Origin of the sequence: Aeromonas sp. PS2Canimalfood6 (assembly GCF_048276795.1) — a bacterium.
GTDB lineage: Bacteria > Pseudomonadota > Gammaproteobacteria > Enterobacterales > Aeromonadaceae > Aeromonas > Aeromonas caviae.
Map to the genome: position 1 here is coordinate 1 of NZ_JBLUXC010000046.1, position 17629 is coordinate 17629.

16 protein-coding genes are annotated in these 17629 nt (G+C 62.4%); 3 read left to right on the forward strand and 13 right to left on the reverse strand.

All coding sequences use genetic code 11. From position 1 onward, the window contains the following. Positions 1-157: 157 nt before the first annotated feature. From ACNPAA_RS16235 to ACNPAA_RS16255, 5 genes are all read right to left on the reverse strand, one after another. Entirely contained in the window at positions 158-997 is an 840-nt protein-coding gene (locus ACNPAA_RS16235; protein WP_043153890.1) for a sterol desaturase family protein, read from the reverse strand. A gap of 199 nt (positions 998-1196) precedes the next feature. Next, entirely contained in the window at positions 1197-1940 is a 744-nt protein-coding gene (locus ACNPAA_RS16240) for an amino acid ABC transporter ATP-binding protein (RefSeq protein WP_043153855.1), read from the reverse strand. Then, on the reverse strand, positions 1924-2046 hold the full coding sequence (locus ACNPAA_RS16245) for a hypothetical protein (protein ID WP_257692682.1): 123 nt from the start codon (positions 2044-2046) through the stop codon (positions 1924-1926). Before ACNPAA_RS16245 ends, ACNPAA_RS16240 begins: the two co-directional genes overlap by 17 nt. After that, positions 2030-2974 (reverse strand): amino acid ABC transporter permease, encoded by a 945-nt coding sequence (locus ACNPAA_RS16250; RefSeq protein ID WP_043153893.1) that lies wholly within the window; start codon positions 2972-2974, stop codon positions 2030-2032. Before ACNPAA_RS16250 ends, ACNPAA_RS16245 begins: the two co-directional genes overlap by 17 nt. Positions 2975-3073: 99 nt before the next feature. Beyond that, complete coding sequence (locus ACNPAA_RS16255) at positions 3074-3862, reverse strand: transporter substrate-binding domain-containing protein (RefSeq protein WP_010675255.1); 789 nt, start codon at positions 3860-3862, stop codon at positions 3074-3076. A gap of 461 nt (positions 3863-4323) precedes the next feature. Here ACNPAA_RS16255 and ACNPAA_RS16260 point away from each other — a divergent pair, with 461 nt between their 5' ends. After that, positions 4324-5451, forward strand: coding sequence for a GGDEF domain-containing protein (locus ACNPAA_RS16260; RefSeq protein ID WP_171865822.1), 1128 nt, complete (start codon positions 4324-4326; stop codon positions 5449-5451). A 108-nt stretch (positions 5452-5559) separates the two neighbouring features. On the opposite strand, the gene rnk is transcribed toward ACNPAA_RS16260, so the two are convergent. The 5 genes from rnk to ACNPAA_RS16285 form a co-directional block, all read right to left on the reverse strand. Then, positions 5560-5955 carry a nucleoside diphosphate kinase regulator gene (gene rnk / locus ACNPAA_RS16265; RefSeq protein WP_010675253.1) on the reverse strand — a complete coding sequence of 132 codons (396 nt, stop codon included), beginning with the start codon at positions 5953-5955 and terminating at the stop codon, positions 5560-5562. Positions 5956-6188: 233 nt separating this feature from the next. After that, positions 6189-6923: a substrate-binding periplasmic protein gene (locus tag ACNPAA_RS16270; RefSeq protein ID WP_010675251.1), complete on the reverse strand. Its 735-nt coding sequence runs from the start codon at positions 6921-6923 to the stop codon at positions 6189-6191. A gap of 81 nt (positions 6924-7004) precedes the next feature. Continuing rightward, positions 7005-7688 carry a hypothetical protein gene (locus tag ACNPAA_RS16275; protein ID WP_029314749.1) on the reverse strand — a complete coding sequence of 228 codons (684 nt, stop codon included), beginning with the start codon at positions 7686-7688 and terminating at the stop codon, positions 7005-7007. Between the two features lie 50 nt (positions 7689-7738). Continuing rightward, positions 7739-9106, reverse strand: coding sequence for an alkaline phosphatase (locus ACNPAA_RS16280; protein WP_408768227.1), 1368 nt, complete (start codon positions 9104-9106; stop codon positions 7739-7741). Positions 9107-9130: 24 nt separating this feature from the next. Further along, positions 9131-10522, reverse strand: coding sequence for an alkaline phosphatase (locus tag ACNPAA_RS16285; protein WP_109112850.1), 1392 nt, complete (start codon positions 10520-10522; stop codon positions 9131-9133). Between the two features lie 341 nt (positions 10523-10863). Between ACNPAA_RS16285 and ylqF the strand changes: the two genes are divergently transcribed. Then, entirely contained in the window at positions 10864-11814 is a 951-nt protein-coding gene (gene ylqF / locus ACNPAA_RS16290) for a ribosome biogenesis GTPase YlqF (protein ID WP_039040265.1), read from the forward strand. Between the two features lie 301 nt (positions 11815-12115). Next, a complete protein-coding gene (locus ACNPAA_RS16295; protein WP_417891867.1) occupies positions 12116-13264 on the forward strand; it encodes an MFS transporter in 1149 nt (382 codons plus the stop codon). Positions 13265-13353: 89 nt separating this feature from the next. Here the strand turns inward: ACNPAA_RS16295 and ACNPAA_RS16300 are convergent, their stop codons facing one another. From ACNPAA_RS16300 to dinG, 3 genes are all read right to left on the reverse strand, one after another. Further along, positions 13354-14250: a histone deacetylase gene (locus ACNPAA_RS16300; protein WP_109112852.1), complete on the reverse strand. Its 897-nt coding sequence runs from the start codon at positions 14248-14250 to the stop codon at positions 13354-13356. Positions 14251-14320: 70 nt separating this feature from the next. Beyond that, positions 14321-14980, reverse strand: coding sequence for a DUF2057 domain-containing protein (locus tag ACNPAA_RS16305; protein WP_039040268.1), 660 nt, complete (start codon positions 14978-14980; stop codon positions 14321-14323). Between the two features lie 213 nt (positions 14981-15193). After that, a complete protein-coding gene (dinG, locus tag ACNPAA_RS16310; protein WP_039040269.1) occupies positions 15194-17266 on the reverse strand; it encodes an ATP-dependent DNA helicase DinG in 2073 nt (690 codons plus the stop codon). Positions 17267-17629 lie beyond the last annotated feature (363 nt).

Here is a 17629-nt window from a genome sequence, read left to right on the forward strand (position 1 = left end):
GGCGTGAATGAAGTCGAGAGCTTGGTCGATACGCATAAAAAAATCCGAAACCCAACAAGGAGTTTCGGATTCTTACACAGCCTGAGGATCGGTCAATGGATCCTTAACTGATCGGCATTACGCCCCTGGGCGCTCTTTTTTTATTCTGGTCGGTGGGTCAACCGCTGGTGGGGCCCGCCGGTTTGCCAAACAGCACGGCGAGCTTTTGCCGCCAGGGGAGGCCCCGGGCCTCTTGCAGCATGTCGCGCCACTCGTGGAAGGTGAGGGTGAGCGGGTTGAAGCTGTGGATTGGCTTGGTGATGCCGAAACGGCACGGCTCGCCCAAGTCTTCTTCCACGAAGGTGCCAAACAGCCGATCCCAGATGATGAGCACGCCGGCGAAGTTGCGATCGATGTATCTGGCGTTGCTGGCGTGGTGCACCCTGTGGTGGGAGGGGGTATTGAAGATCCATTCAAGTTTGCCCAGCTTGCCCACCACCTGGGTGTGGACGAAGAACTGAAAACCCAGGCTCAAGAGCACGGTGGCCACCACCGCCTCGGGGGGGAAGCCGATGAGGATCATGGGGATCCAGAACAGCCACATGCCGGAGACCGGGTACATCAGGCTCTGGCGAAAGGCGGTGGAGAGGTTGAGCCGCTCCGAGCTGTGGTGCACCACGTGGGAGGCCCAGAGCCAGCGCACATGGTGGCTTGCGAAGTGGAACAGCCAGTAGCAGAGATCCTGCAACAGAAAGAGCAGCAAGAGGCTCCAGAGGTTCAGTTCGATATCGAATAGTCGCCAGCCCCAGAGGGTGTCATAGAGATAGGCGATGGCAATGGCTGCCAGGGCATCGCCCCCCTGATGCATCAGTGCCAGGGTGGCATTGGCGAAGAGATCCTTCCACTGGTAGCCCGCTGTGGGATAGGCGGCGCCGTGTTTTCGCAGGTAGAACATCTCCCAGCCGATGAAGACCAGAAAGAGGGGCGAGAGGTAGAGCAGGAGCAGTTGCACATCCATGTGAGCCATCCGGTTGGACCAGTTGGATGTCAGCATACCGGATGAATTTAAAATTTCATTAACATCCTTGCTCGTTGGCGTGGTGACAACCCGATGGCAAAAGGCTGTGGCAAGCAATGCGCCAGGGAGATGATCTGGGGGGAAGGCAAGCATAGAAGAGGGAGCCATGGGCTCCCTCTTCGTGCTGGTGCATCGCGGGTTATAGCACCTGGCTCAGGAACTGGCGCAGGCGCGGGGAGGGGGGATTGTCGAAGAAGTCGGCGGGTTTCTCGTCCACCAGCAGCTCGCCGCTCTCCATGAAGAGCACCCTGTCCGCCACTTCCCGGGCAAAGCCCATCTCGTGGGTCACCACCACCATGGTCATCCCTTCGCGGGCCAACCCCTTCATGACGTCCAGCACCTCTCCCACCATTTCGGGGTCGAGGGCGCTGGTGGGCTCGTCAAACAGCATGATGCGCGGCTGCATGGCGAGCGCCCGTGCGATGGCCACCCGCTGCTGCTGGCCGCCGGAGAGCTGGGAGGGGTAGCTCTGGGCCTTGTTGGAGAGACCGACCTTGAGCAGCAGGGCCTTGGCTCGCTCATCTGCCTCCTGGCGAGAGAGCCCTCTCACCTTCTGGGGGGCCAGGGTGATGTTGTCCAGCACCGTCAGGTGAGGGAAGAGGTTGAATGACTGGAACACCATGCCCACCTCTTCCCGCAGCTTGTTGACATCCCCGGGTTCGGTGAGGCTGATGCCGTCGACCACGATATTGCCATCGTTGATGGTTTCCAGCTGGTTGAGGGTGCGCAGGAAGGTCGACTTGCCCGAGCCGCTCGGCCCCACGATCACCACCACTTCCCCTTCGGCCACCTGGGTGCTGACGTTTTTCAGGGCGTGCACCTCGGTGCCGTAGAACTTCTCTACACCGGTCGCCTTGATGATGGGATCAGTTGCAGCGCGCATAGTTCACCTCCAGACGACGCACCGGGAAGGGGCAGGGAGTGCCGGTGATGGCAGAACGTTTCGACACCGATGGCGCCTTGATAACGGGATCAGTTGCTGCGCGCATATTTCACCTCCAGACGACGCACCAGGAAGGAGAGAGTGCCGGTCAGCACCAGATAGAGCAGAGCCACGGTGAACCACACCTCGAACGGGCTGAAGGTGGAGCTGACCACTTCGCGCCCCGCCTTGGTGAGATCCGTGATGGAGATGACGGAGACCAGAGAGGAGTCCTTGATGAGGTTGATGAACTGACCCGCGAGCGGTGGCAGCACCCGTTTGAAGGCCTGGGGCAGGATGACGTAGCGCATGGTCTGGGCCGAGGTCATGCCAAGGCTTCTGCCCGCTTCCATCTGCCCCTTGTGAATGGAGCTGATGCCGGCGCGCACGATCTCCGCCACGTAGGCGCCGGTGAAGACCGCGAGCGCCGCCACACCAGCGGTGAATCGGTCGAGGTTCAGCACGGTGCCGATAAAGAAATAGACGATGAAGATCTGCACCAGCAACGGGGTGCCACGGATGAGCTCCACATAGGTCACAGCCAGGTTGCGCAGGGCCGGATTGGGGGAGAGGCGGGCGAGTCCGGCCAGGGTGCCAAGCAGGATGGCGAAGATGCCTGCCACCAGGGAGAGCTTGACCGTGACCCAGACGCCCCAGGCAATGGGGCCGGCGGTCCAGCTCAGCTGCACATCCAGGGTATCGCCGAGGAAGACGGTATCCCCTTCAGCCAGCTGGGAGCCCTTGGGAGCGATGGCCTGACGGCGGTTGGGGTCGAGATCGTCTTGCAGGAAGAGCTGTCCCTTGTCCGCCACCACGGTGCCGTCAAACTCGGCATAGTGTTTCTGTTCTGCCTGATAGGCGATGTACTGGGGAATGCGTTCCCAGCGCCAGGTGTAATCCACTGCCTGCACGGCCTTGTAGATGCCGAAAATGGCGGCCAGCACCAGCAGCAGGAAGATCCCGTGCCAGAGCAGCTGATTGGGCTGTTTTTCCATCTGTCTTGTGAGTTTGGGGTTGATCACTGTCACAACCTCTTTTGTCGTTATCGTGTGGGGAGTCTGCGTGAAGGGGCGGCATGCCGCCCCTTTGAGAGGTTATTTGAGCTGGTTCAGCCAGGCGGTGGATTCAAACCACTTCTTGTAGAGACGGTCGTAGCTGCCGTCGCCCTTGATCTGGCGCAGGTAGTTGTTGAACCAGTTGAGGGTGTCCTGATCTCCCTTGCGGATGGCCCAGGCCAGCGGCTCGAAGGTGAACGGCTTGTCGAGGTGTACCACGGCGCCCTGGTTCTGGGACGCGAAAATGGCGTTGTAGGGCAGGTCGTAGACGAAGGCATCCACCTTGCCGTTGATCACTTCCAGCTTGGCGTCATCCTGGGTTTCAAACTGCAGCAGGGTGGCTTTGGGGATCATGCGCTTGACCGCTTGCTCGCCGGTGGTGCCGAGTTTGACCGCGATCTTGTATTTGGGATCGTTGAGGTCCTGGAAGGATTTGATTTCGCCCGCCTTGTCCTTGCGAAGCACGATGGTCTGGCCGACGACGATGTAGGGATCGGCAAAGTTCACGCGCAGGTTGCGCTGGGGAGTGACGGTCATGCCGCCCATGATGACGTCGAACTTGTCGGTCAAGAGCGCGGGGATGATGCCGTCCCAGGCGGTGTTGACGAACTCCACCTTCACGCCCATCTCCTTGGCGACCATCTTGGCGAGATCCACGTCAAAGCCGATGTACTGGCCCTGCTTGTTGGTCATCTCGAAGGGTTGATAGCCGGCATCGAAGCCGACCCGCAGCACACCGCGCTCCAGTACGGCATCCAGGGTGGAAGTGGGCGCGGCGTTGGCCAGCCCGCACAGCAGCAGGGTAGAAAGAATGAGTTTTTTGATCATAAATGACGTCTCTGTCGTAAATGTGGTCGGCCTTGAACCTGCTCCCGTGCGACTCCATGGCACAAGAGACTGCTGCATCCGGCAGCAGGCAAGACAGGATTATTGTCTTGGTCGGGGCAAAAGCCCCATATGAGATTCTATGAATGGTTCGTTGGATGAAAAATGTACCAAAACCTGTTTGTGCCAGAAGACTCAATAAGTTATGGAGACTTTTATCCCTCGTGGTGACTCATAAAACCACATGAAAACAACATATCTATCTAATGGCGCCGGTTCAAGTGCAAAATATCCGGCTGCCGTCTCGGTGGAAAATCCGGGCACAGACAGGGCGTTGTCCGGCACGCTTCACGGGGAATGAGGCGTGCGAGCCGGTCAAATATTTTTGCCCGGCCCATAGGCTCCCTCTGTGTCTTGTCATGGGCTTCCCATATACTCAGCCATCCCCATTGGAAGGTTCGGGAATGGACGCCTCAATTCTGCTCAATCTGGACGTATTTACCCTGATGTTGATGGCCCTCGGGGGCTACAGCCTGGGATTCATCACCCTCTCCATCATCTGGTGGACCCACAGGGAAATACCCGGTCTCGGGCTCTGGTGGTGGTCCAGCCTCTGTGCCCTGGCGGCGCAATCGCTCTTCTTCATGCAGGCATTTTCCCCCCATATCGCGGGGATCTGGCTGGCCAACCTGCTCATCACCTTCTGCCTCGCCCTGATGCCACTCGCCATCCAGCGCTTCTTCGGGGAGCCGCCAAACTGGCGGGCATTCACCCTCTTCATGCTGGTCTATCTGCTGATCCTCTGCTGGAGCGTCATCTTCAACGACAAGATGGCCCCCCGGGTGCTGCTGGCCTGCCTGAGCTACATGATGGTGGGGGCGGTGATTGTCTGGCTCATCTGGCGCCATGGCTACCCTGACTATCTGCCTGCGGTGCTGGTGTTCACCGTGGTCAACATCCTGCTCTACGGTTTCAATCTGGTGCGCATGGGGGCCCTGCTCGGCGGCGAGGTGCGGGTCCTGATGGATCAGCATGCGGTCAATGTGCTCCCCTTCCTCTCCATGCTGATGGGCAACTATCTGTCGACCTTCGGGGTGCTTCTGCTCTGTACCCAGTACCGGGCCCTGGCCCTGCGTCGACAGGCCAGCCAGGATTCCCTGACCGGCCTCCTGAACCGGCGCGGCTTCATGGACCACTGCGTGACGATGGCAAGGCAGGGGGCGCTGGTGGTGCTGGATCTCGACGACTTCAAGCAGATCAACGATCGCCACGGTCACGAGACCGGGGACAGGGTGCTGGAGGCGGTGGGTCGCTATCTTGCCGGCCAGCGGGATCTGGTGGCCAGCCGCTTCGGCGGGGAAGAGTTTGTGCTGCTGTTGCCCGAGTGGGCCCCCCTGGCCCAGCAGGCGCGCTGCGAGCAGATCCGCCAGGGGATAGAAACGCTGGGGCTGAAGGGGGTCCGGGTGACGGCCAGCCTGGGGTGGGTGCCCAGCGCCCGTGAATGGCACTTTGACACCCTGTTCAGCCAGGCCGATCGCGCTCTCTATCAGGCCAAGCGGGAGGGCAAGAACCGGATCTGTCAGGGGGCCTGATCCCCCGTCAGATCATGCCCGGCCGGTGGCCGTCGGCTCCGACCGGACAAAGGCATACCGAGTCAGCCACCTGGTCGCATCAGACCTGAATGGCAGCCTGGCAGCCTGTCAGCGGTGCAACTCCCCCGCGCGTTCCGGCTGATAGACCACTTCCAGGATCTCCACCTGGATGGTGCGACCGGCCGGCCCCGGCCAGGCGATGCTGTCACCCACCTTGAGCCCCAGCAGGGCGCTGCCCACTGGCGCCAGCACGGAGATCTTCGATTCGTCCCCCTGCACATCCTTCGGATAGACCAGCGTCAGGCAGAAGTCGTTGCCGCTGTTTTGCATCTTGAAGCGCACCGTGCTGTTCATGGTCACCACGTCCGGCGGCATGTCGGCGGGTTCGCGGATCTCGGCGCGATCCAGCTCCTCTTGCAGGGCAAGGTGCTGGGGGTGGTTGCCAAGCAGCTGTTCGATGCGATCCAGATCCAGGCTGGAGATGACGAGATGAGGCTGTTTCATAGGGTATTTCCTTATCAATGACTGAAGGGACCAGGATGACGGGCAGACTGGTCGACAAAAAACGGTGCAAGGGTAAAAAGCAGACAGCAAAAGCGATGCCCCCGAGCGACTCGCGCAGCGGGGCGAGGGCGGGGGCTCAGCGGGGTGTGAGCGTACTGGAAAAAATCATGATTGCTTTCATGGAGATACCATAACCATTCTGGGGTGGTTTGGCAATTGGGCTGACTTTCTCATCAGGGAGCCTGGTAATCGTACTGGTGCAGGATGCGCGCGAGACTGCCATCTTCCCTCATTTCCTGAATGACCCGGCGCCAGCGCAGCGCCTCGCTGCGGGAGAAGCGGGGACTGGCGGCCAGGTAGAGGGTGCTCTGCTGCAAGGTCTCGCCCCGCACCAGATCCGGGAGCGGCAGACCCGCCCGCTGCTGGTTGTAACGGGCGGTGTTCCAGGCCACCGCCCAGGCCTGGATACGGCCGCGCGCCAGCTTGCTGGCGTTGCTGACCTCCTCGGTGACCAGCTCCCTGGTCACTCCTGTCAGCGGCTGGATCAGGCTCTGGCTATGGGAGCCACGCATCACGCCAACGGTGAGGCCAGGCAGTGTCTTCATGGAGAGCGGCGCTGGATGGTGACGGCGATGGCTGACCAGCACGAAGGCCTCTTCCAGCAGGGGGGCAATCCAGAGAAACAGTGGTTCGCGCTGGGGGTTTCGGGCCGGGGGCAACAACAGGACATCAGGGCGGTGGCTGGCCTGGCTGAGGGCGCGAGCCAGCGGCATCAACTCGATCTCGAGCGGTTCCCCGAGGCGGCGGGCAGCCTCCTCCAGCACCTCGATGGCCATGCCGCTCGGCGCACCCTGCTGGGCGCGGATCACATAGGGGGGAATGTCCGCGGCCACGACGACCACGGCACGGGCCGAAAAGGCGCAGACGATCAGGGGAGAGAGCAGCAGAAGCAGAGTAACAAGGCGCATGGATGTTCGGATCCGGGATGAGTACAGAGAGTGTAACATCCCGTTACGCCATGTCAGCCAGGCGATTGCCGCCTGGGGGGATCAGTCGAAGAAATCCCGCAGGTCCAGGGTCTGGTACCCTGCCAGCTGCTGCCAGGGGAGGGTCTTTGGCAGCGGCTTGAGCGTCACCTCCATCCGGTAGCTGCGATAACCGTCGAGGCTTGCCGACTCCACCACCAGGGGCAACTGCCAGCGGCTCGACCAGAGGATGCGGGTACGCTGGCGACCTTCGCGGGTCTCGTACCAGTTCGCCTGGTCGGGGGCGGCCTCATCCAGTGGTGTCATTCCCTCTAGCAGGGAAGGGTTGATGAGGTGGCGGATCCGCGCCCACTCCGGCTTGAAGGCCACCTGGCCGTACTCCTCCTGCGGCACCTCTACCAGCTGGTTGTGCCAGGCATCGGCGTAGCGCAACTGGAGTGCGTCTCCCTCGCTGCGGGTCACCCAGCGCGCCGCCATCTGGTGAGTGAAGTGCTTGTGGCCAGGGCGGGCATCGTGGGTGGCGTGATAGGCACGGGCCAGGGGAACGGGAATGAGCCGCTGGCTCCACACCTGGTCACCGACCCGCAGCCACTTCTCCTGCCACTGGCTCTCCCGGGTGATGCCGTCGCTGCCGGTCACCCTGTCCACGTAGCGGATGCGGGCGGCCAGATCGGGCACCTCGTCGGCCAGGAGGGGGAAGGAGAGGGCGCTGCCCAGCAGCCATAAAGAAAGCAGATATTTCATCATCGTCTCTCGCTCGACGGAAAAGGTGCCCGGCGCGGTGCCGGGCCCCTTTATCACAGGCCGAGGGCCTCCCTGAGCTTGCCGAACACCCGGGTGTTGTCGAGGGTGCCCTTGAACTGGCTGCTGCCTGCGCCGCCCGCGAACAACATCACATCGCCACCGCCGTGAGTCTCGGAGCTGAGCTTGACCCCGGTCTCCTGCAGGTAGTCATCCGCCATCACCTCATCGCTGGTAAGGATGGGGCGCTGGTCCTGGCGGTTGGGGCCGTTGCCGAATACCAGAGTAGTGAACGGCTTGCCGTCCGCGTCGTTCTGGGTCGAGCCATCGGCGTTCTTGACCAGATCCAGCACCTTGTTGCCCTTGGCGGAATAGCCGTTGATGGTCATGGTGTGGTCGTGGTCGGCGGTAACCACGATCAGGGTATCGCTCAAATCCACTTTGCCGAGGGCCGTCTTGACCGCCTCGTCCAGCGCCACCGCATCGGTCAGCGATCGCTTGGCGTTGGTGGCATGCAGGGCGTGGTCGATACGCCCCCCCTCCACCATCAGGAAGTAGCCCTGGCTGTTCTGGCTGAGCAGATCGATCGCCTTGGCGGTCATCTCGGAGAGGGACGGCTGGGTACTGGCCGCCCCCTTGGCGACGCGGTCCAGTTCGTAGTCGAGGTGGGACTTGGTGCTGAACAGCCCCAGCACCTTGCCCGAGTTGACGGCAGAGAGCTCATCCTTGGTGGTGACATAGCGGTAGCCCCGGGCGGTCAGCTCGGCGGTGAGATCCCGGCCGTCGGCCCGGCCGCCCTTGTTGCTGGCGCTGTAGGGCGTCCAGTGGTTGGCGCCGCCCCCCATCAGCACATCGACCCCATCCCCCAGCGCCTGGTTGAAGCCGGCGCCGCCCGGTACCGCCTGCTCGGCGATGGCGTAGGCCGCATCCCGGTGGCAGATATGGGAATAGGTCGCCGCCGGGGTGGCATGGGTCAGCTCCGTTGTCGTGACGGCTCCCACCGACTTGCCCGCCGCCTTGGCCAGCTCGAGAAGGGTGGGCACCGGGCTTCCGTTGTCGCTGGTGCAGTTGTTGATGCCCTTGTTGCCGTTGGCATCCTTGGACGGTGCCACGGCCCTGGTGTCGCTGCTCATGGCGATCACCTCGTTGTTCATCTTGACGCCGGTGGTGTAGGCCGCCATAGAGGGGGCGGAGTCCGTGGTCTGGGCATCGTGGGAGAAGGTCTTGATGCGCGCGCTCTGGGGCAGTTTCATCATCTCGAGATCCCCTTCTTCCCCCACCTTGAACAGGCGGGTGGCGGTGAGCACGGTGGGACCCATGCCGTCACCGATAAAGAGGATGACGTTCTTGGCATCGGCGGCGTGCGCCTGGGAGAGGCCGCCAAGCATGCCGAGCAGGGCGGTGCAGACCAGCGTCTTTTTCATGGTGATGTTCATCCTGATAATCCCTTACAGCTTGGCCGCAGCCTTGATCTTGCCGAACACGGCGGTGTTGTCGAGAGAGCCGTGGAAGCGCTCCGCTCCCTGGCCGATGGCGCCGAGGAAGACATCGGTACCGCCGTGGGTCTCGTTGCCTATCTCGCCCACCTTGACCACCACCTCCTGGTGATAGTCGTCGGCGGAGGTGGTGGCGTCGTCGAGGGCCGCCACGCTGCTGCGCGGGCCGTCCACCCGGTTGTAGCCGTTGCCAAAGCCGATGATGGTGTAGGGCATGCCATCGCTATCCTTGCTCGGCTCGCCGGTCTCGTAGTTCTTCACCAGCCCGAGCACGCCCGCATTGCCTGCCGTGGTCTTGCCGGTGCGCTTGGCGTAGCCGTTGAGCACAAGCGTGTGGTCATGGTCGGCGGTGACCACGATCAGGGTGTTTTTCAGCTCGGGATCGGTTTTCTTCACTTCATTGATGGCGGCCTGGATGGCGTTGTCGAAGGCGAGGGTATCCTGCAGGGCGCGCTTGGCGTTGGTGTCATGCAGGGCGTGATCGATGCGCCCCCCTTCCACCATCAGGAAGTAGCCCTTCTCTTTGTCCTTGAGCTGTTTGATGGCGGCCAGGGTCATCTGGGCCAGTGACGGCTCGCTGGCGGGCCGGTCCAGGTCATATTTCATGTGGCTTGAGCCAAACAGGCCCAGCAGCGGCTTGCTCGCATCGGCCTGGTTCAGCTCGTCCAGGGTGGCGGCAAACTGATAGCCCTTCGCCTTCATCTCGTCGATGAGGTTTCGACCATCGGTCCGCTTGCCCTTGTCGGCACTGGGCAGGAAGAAGCCGCTGCCGCCCCCGAGCACTACGTCCAGCCCCTCCTTCAGGGCGCTGTTGTAACCGCTGCCCCCCGGCACCATCTGGACGGCGATATCAGCCTCCAGATCCCGGTTGCAGATATGGGCATAGGTGGCGGCCGGGGTGGCGTGGGTGACCCGGGTGGTAGTGACCACGCCGGTGCCGCGGCCATCGGCCTTGGCCAGCTCCAGCAGGGTGGTCACCGCTTTGCCGCCGCTCTGGCTGCAATCGCTCTCCTGGGTGGCGTCGCTGTCCATGCTGATGACGCCGTTGTTGCTCTTGACCCCGGTCATGTAGGCCGCCATGGAGGGGGCCGAGTCGGTCACCTGGGCATCGTGGGAGAAGGTCTTGATGAAGGCCGTTTCCGGCAGGGTGTCGATGGTGAGGCTGCCCTCTTCGCCGACGCCATAGATCCGGGAGGCGGTGAGGGTGTTGAGACCCATGCCGTCGCCGAGGAAGAAGATCACGTTCTTGGCGCTGGGTTCCGGGGTGTTGCTGTCGTTGTTGGAGTTGCAGCCGGCGGCCAGGGCGGCGCCTATCATCACTGCAAGTCCTGCCATCTTTCTCATTGGGGTTCGCTCCTTGTGAAACCTGAGCGCAGCCTAGAGGGGGCAGATGACACTTTTAGTGAAGAGAGATGACAATACGGTGAAAGCGCCTTGCAAATGTTATCTTATATCAATGGGTTATGTTGATTGTGTTCTGCCACTCACCTCCCGGTGGCGTGGCGGGCATCCGGCCACCCGGGTGACAACACCCGGCCAGAATAGCCTGTCAAATCGGGGCCGCAGCAGGTAAAATGCGCCCCCTTGCGATGAGTGCCAGCGGTCTGGCGCATCACCACGCACCCGCAACCCCGAGCGCCCGCAGCCCCGAGAGGGGACCGCATGCCAATGAGAGAGTAACGGATATGTCCATCAACTGGTTCCCCGGCCACATGCACAAGGCCCGCAAAGAGATTGCAGAGGTCATGCCCCAGGTCGATGTCATCATCGAGATGCTCGACGCCCGCATCCCCTTCTCCAGCGAGAACCCCCTGGTGCCGGAGCTGCGCGGGGAGACGCCGGTGATCAAGGTGCTCAACAAGGCAGACCTTGCCGACCCCGAGATCACCGCGCTGTGGGTGGCCCACATGGAGCAGGAGAAGGGGATCAAGGCACTGCCCCTGACCCAGCAGGAGCCTACGATGATCAAGCAACTGCTGACCCTGTGCCACGAGATGCTGCCGGAGCGCAACTTCGAGCTGCGCGGGGTGCGCGCCATGATCATGGGCATCCCCAACGTGGGCAAGTCCACCCTGATCAACACCCTGGCGGGGCGCATCATCGCCAAGACCGGCAACGAGGCGGGGGTGACCAAGTCCCAGCAGCGGATCAAGCTCGACAACCACGTCATCCTGACGGACACCCCTGGCTTCCTGTGGCCCAAGCTCAACCCGCCCTCCTGCGGTTATCGACTGGCGATCACGGCGGCCATCAAGGATACCGTCTTCGATTACGCCGACATCGCCATGTTTGCCGCCGACTACTTCATCAAGGCCTATCCGGAGCGCATCAAGGCACGCTACCAGCTGAGCGAGCTGCCGGAGACCGAGATCGAGCTGCTGGATCTCATTGCCCGTCAGCGCGGCTTCATGCGCAAGGGGGGGCTTGCGGATCTGCACAAGGCCTCGGAAATCCTGGTCAATGAATTCCGGTCCGGCATGCTGGGGCGGATCTCCCTGGAGACGCCAGAGATGGTGAGCGTCGAGATAGTGGAAGCCCAGGCCGAGGCTGAGCAGAAAGCCAGGGAGAAGGCGGAGCGGGAAGAGGAGCGCCAGGCCCGGGCTCGTCGCAAGTACGCCAAGAAGCGCCAGCGCTGACCGGCGTTGTGCACGATAGGTTGTGCTTGATAGAAAGAAGAGGCGGCCCTGGGTCGCCTCTTCTGGTCATGGCGCTCTGGCGTGAGGGAGGCACAGGGTCGATATTCAACCGCCCGCTTCTCCTCATCATGACCAACGTGCCGGCCAATCAAGGGGATGAGGCTCCCGTCAGGGGAGGGCCTTGCCGCGTTGCCATCACGGTGGGCAGAAAAACCTTGCGACCCGGCCTCAGTGCCGATTGACAAAGGCACAGGCGGTGGCATGATGCGCTCGCATTTTGCCTCTCCCCACGGTTCTATCCATGACCACATACTCCCGCCCGGTGCTGCTCCTGCTCTGTGGCCTGCTGTTGCTGACCCTGGCCATCGCGGTATTGAATACCCTGGTGCCGCTCTGGCTCGCCCATGAGCATCTGCCCACCTGGCAGGTCGGCATGGTCGGCTCCTCCTATTTCACCGGCAACCTGCTGGGAACCCTGCTGGCGGGCAGACTCATCGCCCGCTGCGGCTTCAATCGCAGTTACTACCTGGCCAGTGCGCTCTTTGCCGCAGGCTGCGTCGGGCTCGGCATTACCGTGGCGTTCTGGAGCTGGCTCGCCTGGCGATTCATCGCCGGTGTCGGCTGCGCCATGATCTGGGTGGTGGTGGAGAGCGCGCTGATGTGCAGCGGCAACGCCCGCAATCGGGGTCGCCTGCTGGCCGCCTACATGATGGTCTATTACGTGGGCACTGTGCTTGGGCAACTGCTGGTGAGCAAGGTGCCGACGTCGCTGATGGCGGTGCTGCCCTGGGTGACCGCCCTGGTGTTGGCGGCCATGCTGCCGCTCTTGTTCACCCGCATCGCCAGTCCGTCAGGCAACCACCAGGCCAGGACTCCGGTCTGGCCGATGCTGCGCCTGCGTCAGGCGCGTCTGGGGGTGAACGGCTGCATCCTCTCCGGCATCGTGCTGGGGGTGCTTTATGGTCTGATGCCGCTCTATCTGAACCACCAGGGGGTGAGCGACGGGGCCATCGGCTACTGGATGGCGGTGATGGTGAGCGCCGGCATCCTGGGGCAATGGCCGGTGGGGCGTCTGGCTGATCGTTTCGGGCGCCTGCCGGTGTTGCGGGTACAGGTGCTGGTGGTGATCCTGGGGGCCATGGCGATGCTCGGCAACGCGGCCATGGGACCGACGCTGTTCATTCTGGGGGCCGCGGGCTTCACGCTCTATCCGGTGGCCATGGCCTGGGCCTGCGAGAAGGTGGAGCAGCATCAACTGGTGGCCATGAACCAGGCGCTGCTGTTGAGCTACACCATCGGCAGCCTGCTCGGGCCGACCCTGACGGCGCTCCTGATGCAGCACTACTCGGATCATCTGCTGTTCATAGTGATTGCCGGGGTCTCCCTGGTCTATCTGCTGATGCTGCTGCGCAAGATGGGCGAGCACCCGACGCCGATGGCCCATGCCTGAGGGCAGACGGCGTCATCATCCCTGTGCACGGATATAGAAGAGGCGACCCAAGGGTCGCCTCTTTTTCGTCATGGGCCGGGTGGTGCCGCTCAACCAAACCGGTGCCTTGCTACTTCAAAGAGCGAGAGGTGCAGCGGGATCAACTGCTGCCAGTCTCGCCGGTAACCCCCTCCCGGTACGGCGGTGATGGGCAGCCCGTGGCGAAGCGCAGAGTCAAAGACCATGGCATCGCGCTGGCGCACGCCGGAGTCGCTCAGGGAGAGGTAGCCTAGCTCGTCGTCCCGGTGCACATCCACCCCGGCCTGATAGAGGATGAAGTCAGGGGCGTAAAGGCGATGAGCCAGGGCGAGGGCCTGGTCCAGGGTCTCGAGATAGGCGTCGTCCTCCATGCCGCTTGGCAGGGGAAAGTCCAGATGGGAGGCCGGCTTGTGGCGGGGGAAGTTGTGTTCCCCGTGCAGGGAGAGGGTGATGATGTCGCGGCTGCCCGTGCACAGGGCGGCGCTGCCATCTCCCTGATGGACATCGAGATCCACGATCAGCACCCGCTCGCAGAGTCCCTCGTCCAGACAGGTTCGCGCCGCGATCACCAGATCGTTGAAGAGGCAGAAGCCGCTGCCAAACCCCCGGTGTGCGTGGTGGTAGCCACCGGAAATCTGCAGTCCGCAGCCCTGCGCAAGGGCGTGGCGGCTGGCGGCCAGGGTGGCGCCGACCGAGTGCAGGGTACGTTCAATCAGCAGGGAAGACCAGGGAAAGCCGAGCCGGCGAATGGCCCCTTCATCGAGGGTGCCGGCGAGGGCGGCCTGTACATAGGCCGCATCGTGCACCTTCTCTATCTGCTCACGGCTGGCAGGGGCGGCCTGTGCCAGCGGATAGTCGAGGGCGACGAGGCGTTCAAACAGCGCCTGGTACTTGGCCAGGGGGAAGCGGTGACGCTCGGGCAGCGTCAGGGCGGAGTAGTGGGGGTGATAGAAGATGCGCAGTGACATGAAGCATCGGCCATGAACGGGTATGAAAAAGGGGAGCCAGGCTCCCCTCGATGCAGGCGTGCGATGCGCCTTACTGCTGCTGGATCACCCAGATCTGGAAGGCTTTGCGGGTCTCCGCATCGGCCTTGTTGTACCAGCTTTGCAGCTGGGTCAGGGCTTCCGGGTTGCTCATGGCCTTGCTCGGGGCCACTTCCACCGGTGCGCTGGCGGCAGCCATCACGGCGGCGGTGGAGACGGAAACGGTCTTGGGCTGGTTGAAGGCCTTGCCCATCTTCAGCAGCTCCTGCTGATAGTCACGGGTCAGCTGGAAGCCACCCACGGTCGGCATGACGAACTGCTCGGATTTCAGGACCTGGCCGGTGGATTTGTCTTTCAGAACGACGTTCTGTTCCTTGACGAAACGCTTGGCTTCTTCTTCCTTGCGGGGCTTCTTGAAGTCGAGGAAGAGTTGCTGGTTGTCGGCGGCGGTGAAGTTGATCACCAGGGGCTCGGCGGTGACCAGCTTGGTTTCACTGCGGCTGGAGTAGTTGCCCTCGAAGGCGACCACGACCTGGTGCCTGCCGGGCTCCAGGGAGAAGACGGTGGCTTTGTCGAGCAGCTGGGGGTTGACGGGTTCGCCATCGAGCAGCTGGATGACATAGGGATTCGTAATTTCCAGTTGGCTAGCGGCCAGGGCGCTACCTGCCCACAACAGACCAGCCAGGGCCGGTACCAGAACAGTCAGTTTCATTTCATCTCCTTGAACAGTCAGGCAATTGCCCACTGAAAAATAGGGGGTCATTTTTACAGGTTTGCCCCACAGCGGCAATAGCCGTTTATGGCGCCTTCCGGTGTGCGCGGTGTGGATCCCGCTGCCCCGAGCCCTGCGGGCAGCGTGCTCTTCTATCTTCCTGCCCCCTCCTGACATGAGGGTCAGGGGAGCGCATGGCGGGCGTCAGCCGTGTCACTCGATGCGTCGGGTGAAGGGGGGGAGGGCGTCCAGCAGCCCCTTGCCGTAGCGCTTGGTCAGCAGGCGCCGGTCCAGGATGGTGACCCGCCCCCGATCCGCCTCTTTTCGGATGAGGCGGCCACAGGCCTGGATGAGCTTGCGCGACGCCTCCGGCACCGTCAGTTGCAGGAAGGGGTTGCCGCCGCGCTGCTCTATCCACTCGGCGGTCGCCTCTTCCACGGGGGAGTTGGGCACCGCGAAGGGGAGCTTGGTGATCACCAGGTTGGTGAGGTAGTGGCCAGGCAGATCCAGCCCTTCCGAGAAGCTGCCGGTGCCAAAGAGGATGCTGGCCTGGCCGCCGTCGCACTTCTGCTTGTGCAAGAGGAGCAGGGCGCTGCGGGACGCTTCCCCCTGTACCAGGAGCGACATCCCCTTGGCTCGCAGCCCCACCGCCACCTCGTTCATCTGGCGATAGGAGGAGAAGAGCACCAGGCTGGCCTCCTTGCCTGCCAGCAGGCGGGGCAGGGTATCGATCAACTCCTGGGTGAAGGCGGGGGCACTGGGCTCATGGGCCATCTTGGGCAGATAGAGTTCGGCCTTGTGGTAGTCGAAGGGGGAGCGCAGCCGCAGATAGCGGGTACCGTCATGCTCCTTGAGCCCTACCTGGTGGCGAAAATAACTGAAGGAGGAGAGGGCGGTGAGGGTCGCCGACACCAGCACGGCCCCGAGACAGCGGGACCAGAGCCACTCCTCCAGCAGATACCCCACCTCGATGGGGGAGGCGTGCAGCCAGATGTCTCCGTCTTCGCTTCTGGCCATCCAGCGGGCGAGGGGGGTCTTGCCGGTGGGAACATGGCGGCTCAGCATCTCCCAGAGGGCGCAGAAGCTCTCGAGCCGTTGCAAGTGAAAACCACTCTCCGCCAGCAGAGGCTCGGCCTCCTTGCGACGGATTTCGCCATCCTTGAGCGCCTCGCCGATGGCCCCCTGCATTCTGTCCAGCGCCCTCAGTGCCTTCTTGCTCGCCTCCTTGAGGTTTTCCGCCAGCATGGGCAGGGGATCCGGCAGCACCCCATCGGCGAATCTGTGGTGGGGCTCGCCGCCAAAGAGGTGATCATTGCTGGTGAGCCACTGCTCGAGGGCCTTGAGATCCGGCTGGAGAGAGGCCAGGGCATCCTGCAGTTTGAGCTGGGGATCGAGCAGGCTCTCCTTGTTCAGCGTCCTGGCCAGCTTGCCCGCGCTTTGCACCAGCTTTTCCAGCCAGCGGCGGGATCCCTTGATGCTGGCGCTGGCGGCGCCGTGATCCCGGGCGATGGTGGGCAGGTGATGGGCTTCGTCCAGCACATAGATGCACTCGTCCGGCGGCGGCAATATGATGCCGCCCCCCATGGTGAGGTCGGAGAGCAGCAGGGCGTGGTTGACCACCAGCACGTCTGCCGCGTCCATGTCGTTGCGGGCCCGATGGAAGGGGCAGTGCTGATGGTGGCTCAGGGCCTTGTTGCAGGTGTGGCGGTCGGCTGCGATGCGATCCCAGCAAGGGTCCGGAATGGGTTTGGGCCAGTTGTCCCGATCCCCGTCCCACTTGCCTTCGGTGTAGGCCTGCCACAGCCCCTGGTAGCACGCCTTGTCAGCATCCGATGGCTTGTGTTTGCTCAATGCGCCGAAGTCGAGTTCGAAATTGGCCATCTCGCTGCCGTTTGCCGCCTGCTCCAGCAGGTGCTCGCAGCAGTAGCGCTGGCGCCCCTTGACCAGCATGAAACGAAACGGCAGCTCGCTGTGACGGTGATAAAAGGGGAGATCCTTGTGGATGAGCTGCTCCTGCAGGGCCACGGTGGCGGTGGAGATCACCAGCTTCTTCTGGGTCAGCCGTGCCACTGGTATGGCCCCCTGGGCATAGGAGAGGGACTTGCCGATGCCGGTGCCTGCCTCGGCCACCAGGATGCGGCGACTCCTGTCATATTCTCCTGTCAGGGTCTTGGCGATTTCGGCAACCAGGAAATTCTGCTCCTTGCGCGGCACAAAACCGGGTAAACCATCGGCAATCTGGCGATAGGTATTGCGGATGGTGGCTTTGAGGCGAGTCGATAGCATAAAGAAGGTGTGGCCGTGTCGGTGTGGATAGCAACAGGATACCCGCAACAGGCGGCCCGGGTCGAGGCAGGGGAGAAGCAGTTGGGTCAGCCCCGGCTTTGCACATATGTTATGAAGGAACAGGGGGTTGCAATAAACCACCAAAAAAGAGGGGTTCAGGCAGAGAGTATCGCTGTAAACGTTTTCCCTGATGGGGCAAACATTGTGAGATTCAGCTCACAAATTTTTCCCTGTGACTATGGTTTTCATAAAAAGTTCCAAGTTTTTTCATTGCGGATTCGAAAACCCGGTGATAGTCTCGGCGCCATAGTGATGCAAAGAACATCGCTAACACAGGGAATAACAAAGACTTAGTGTTTAATT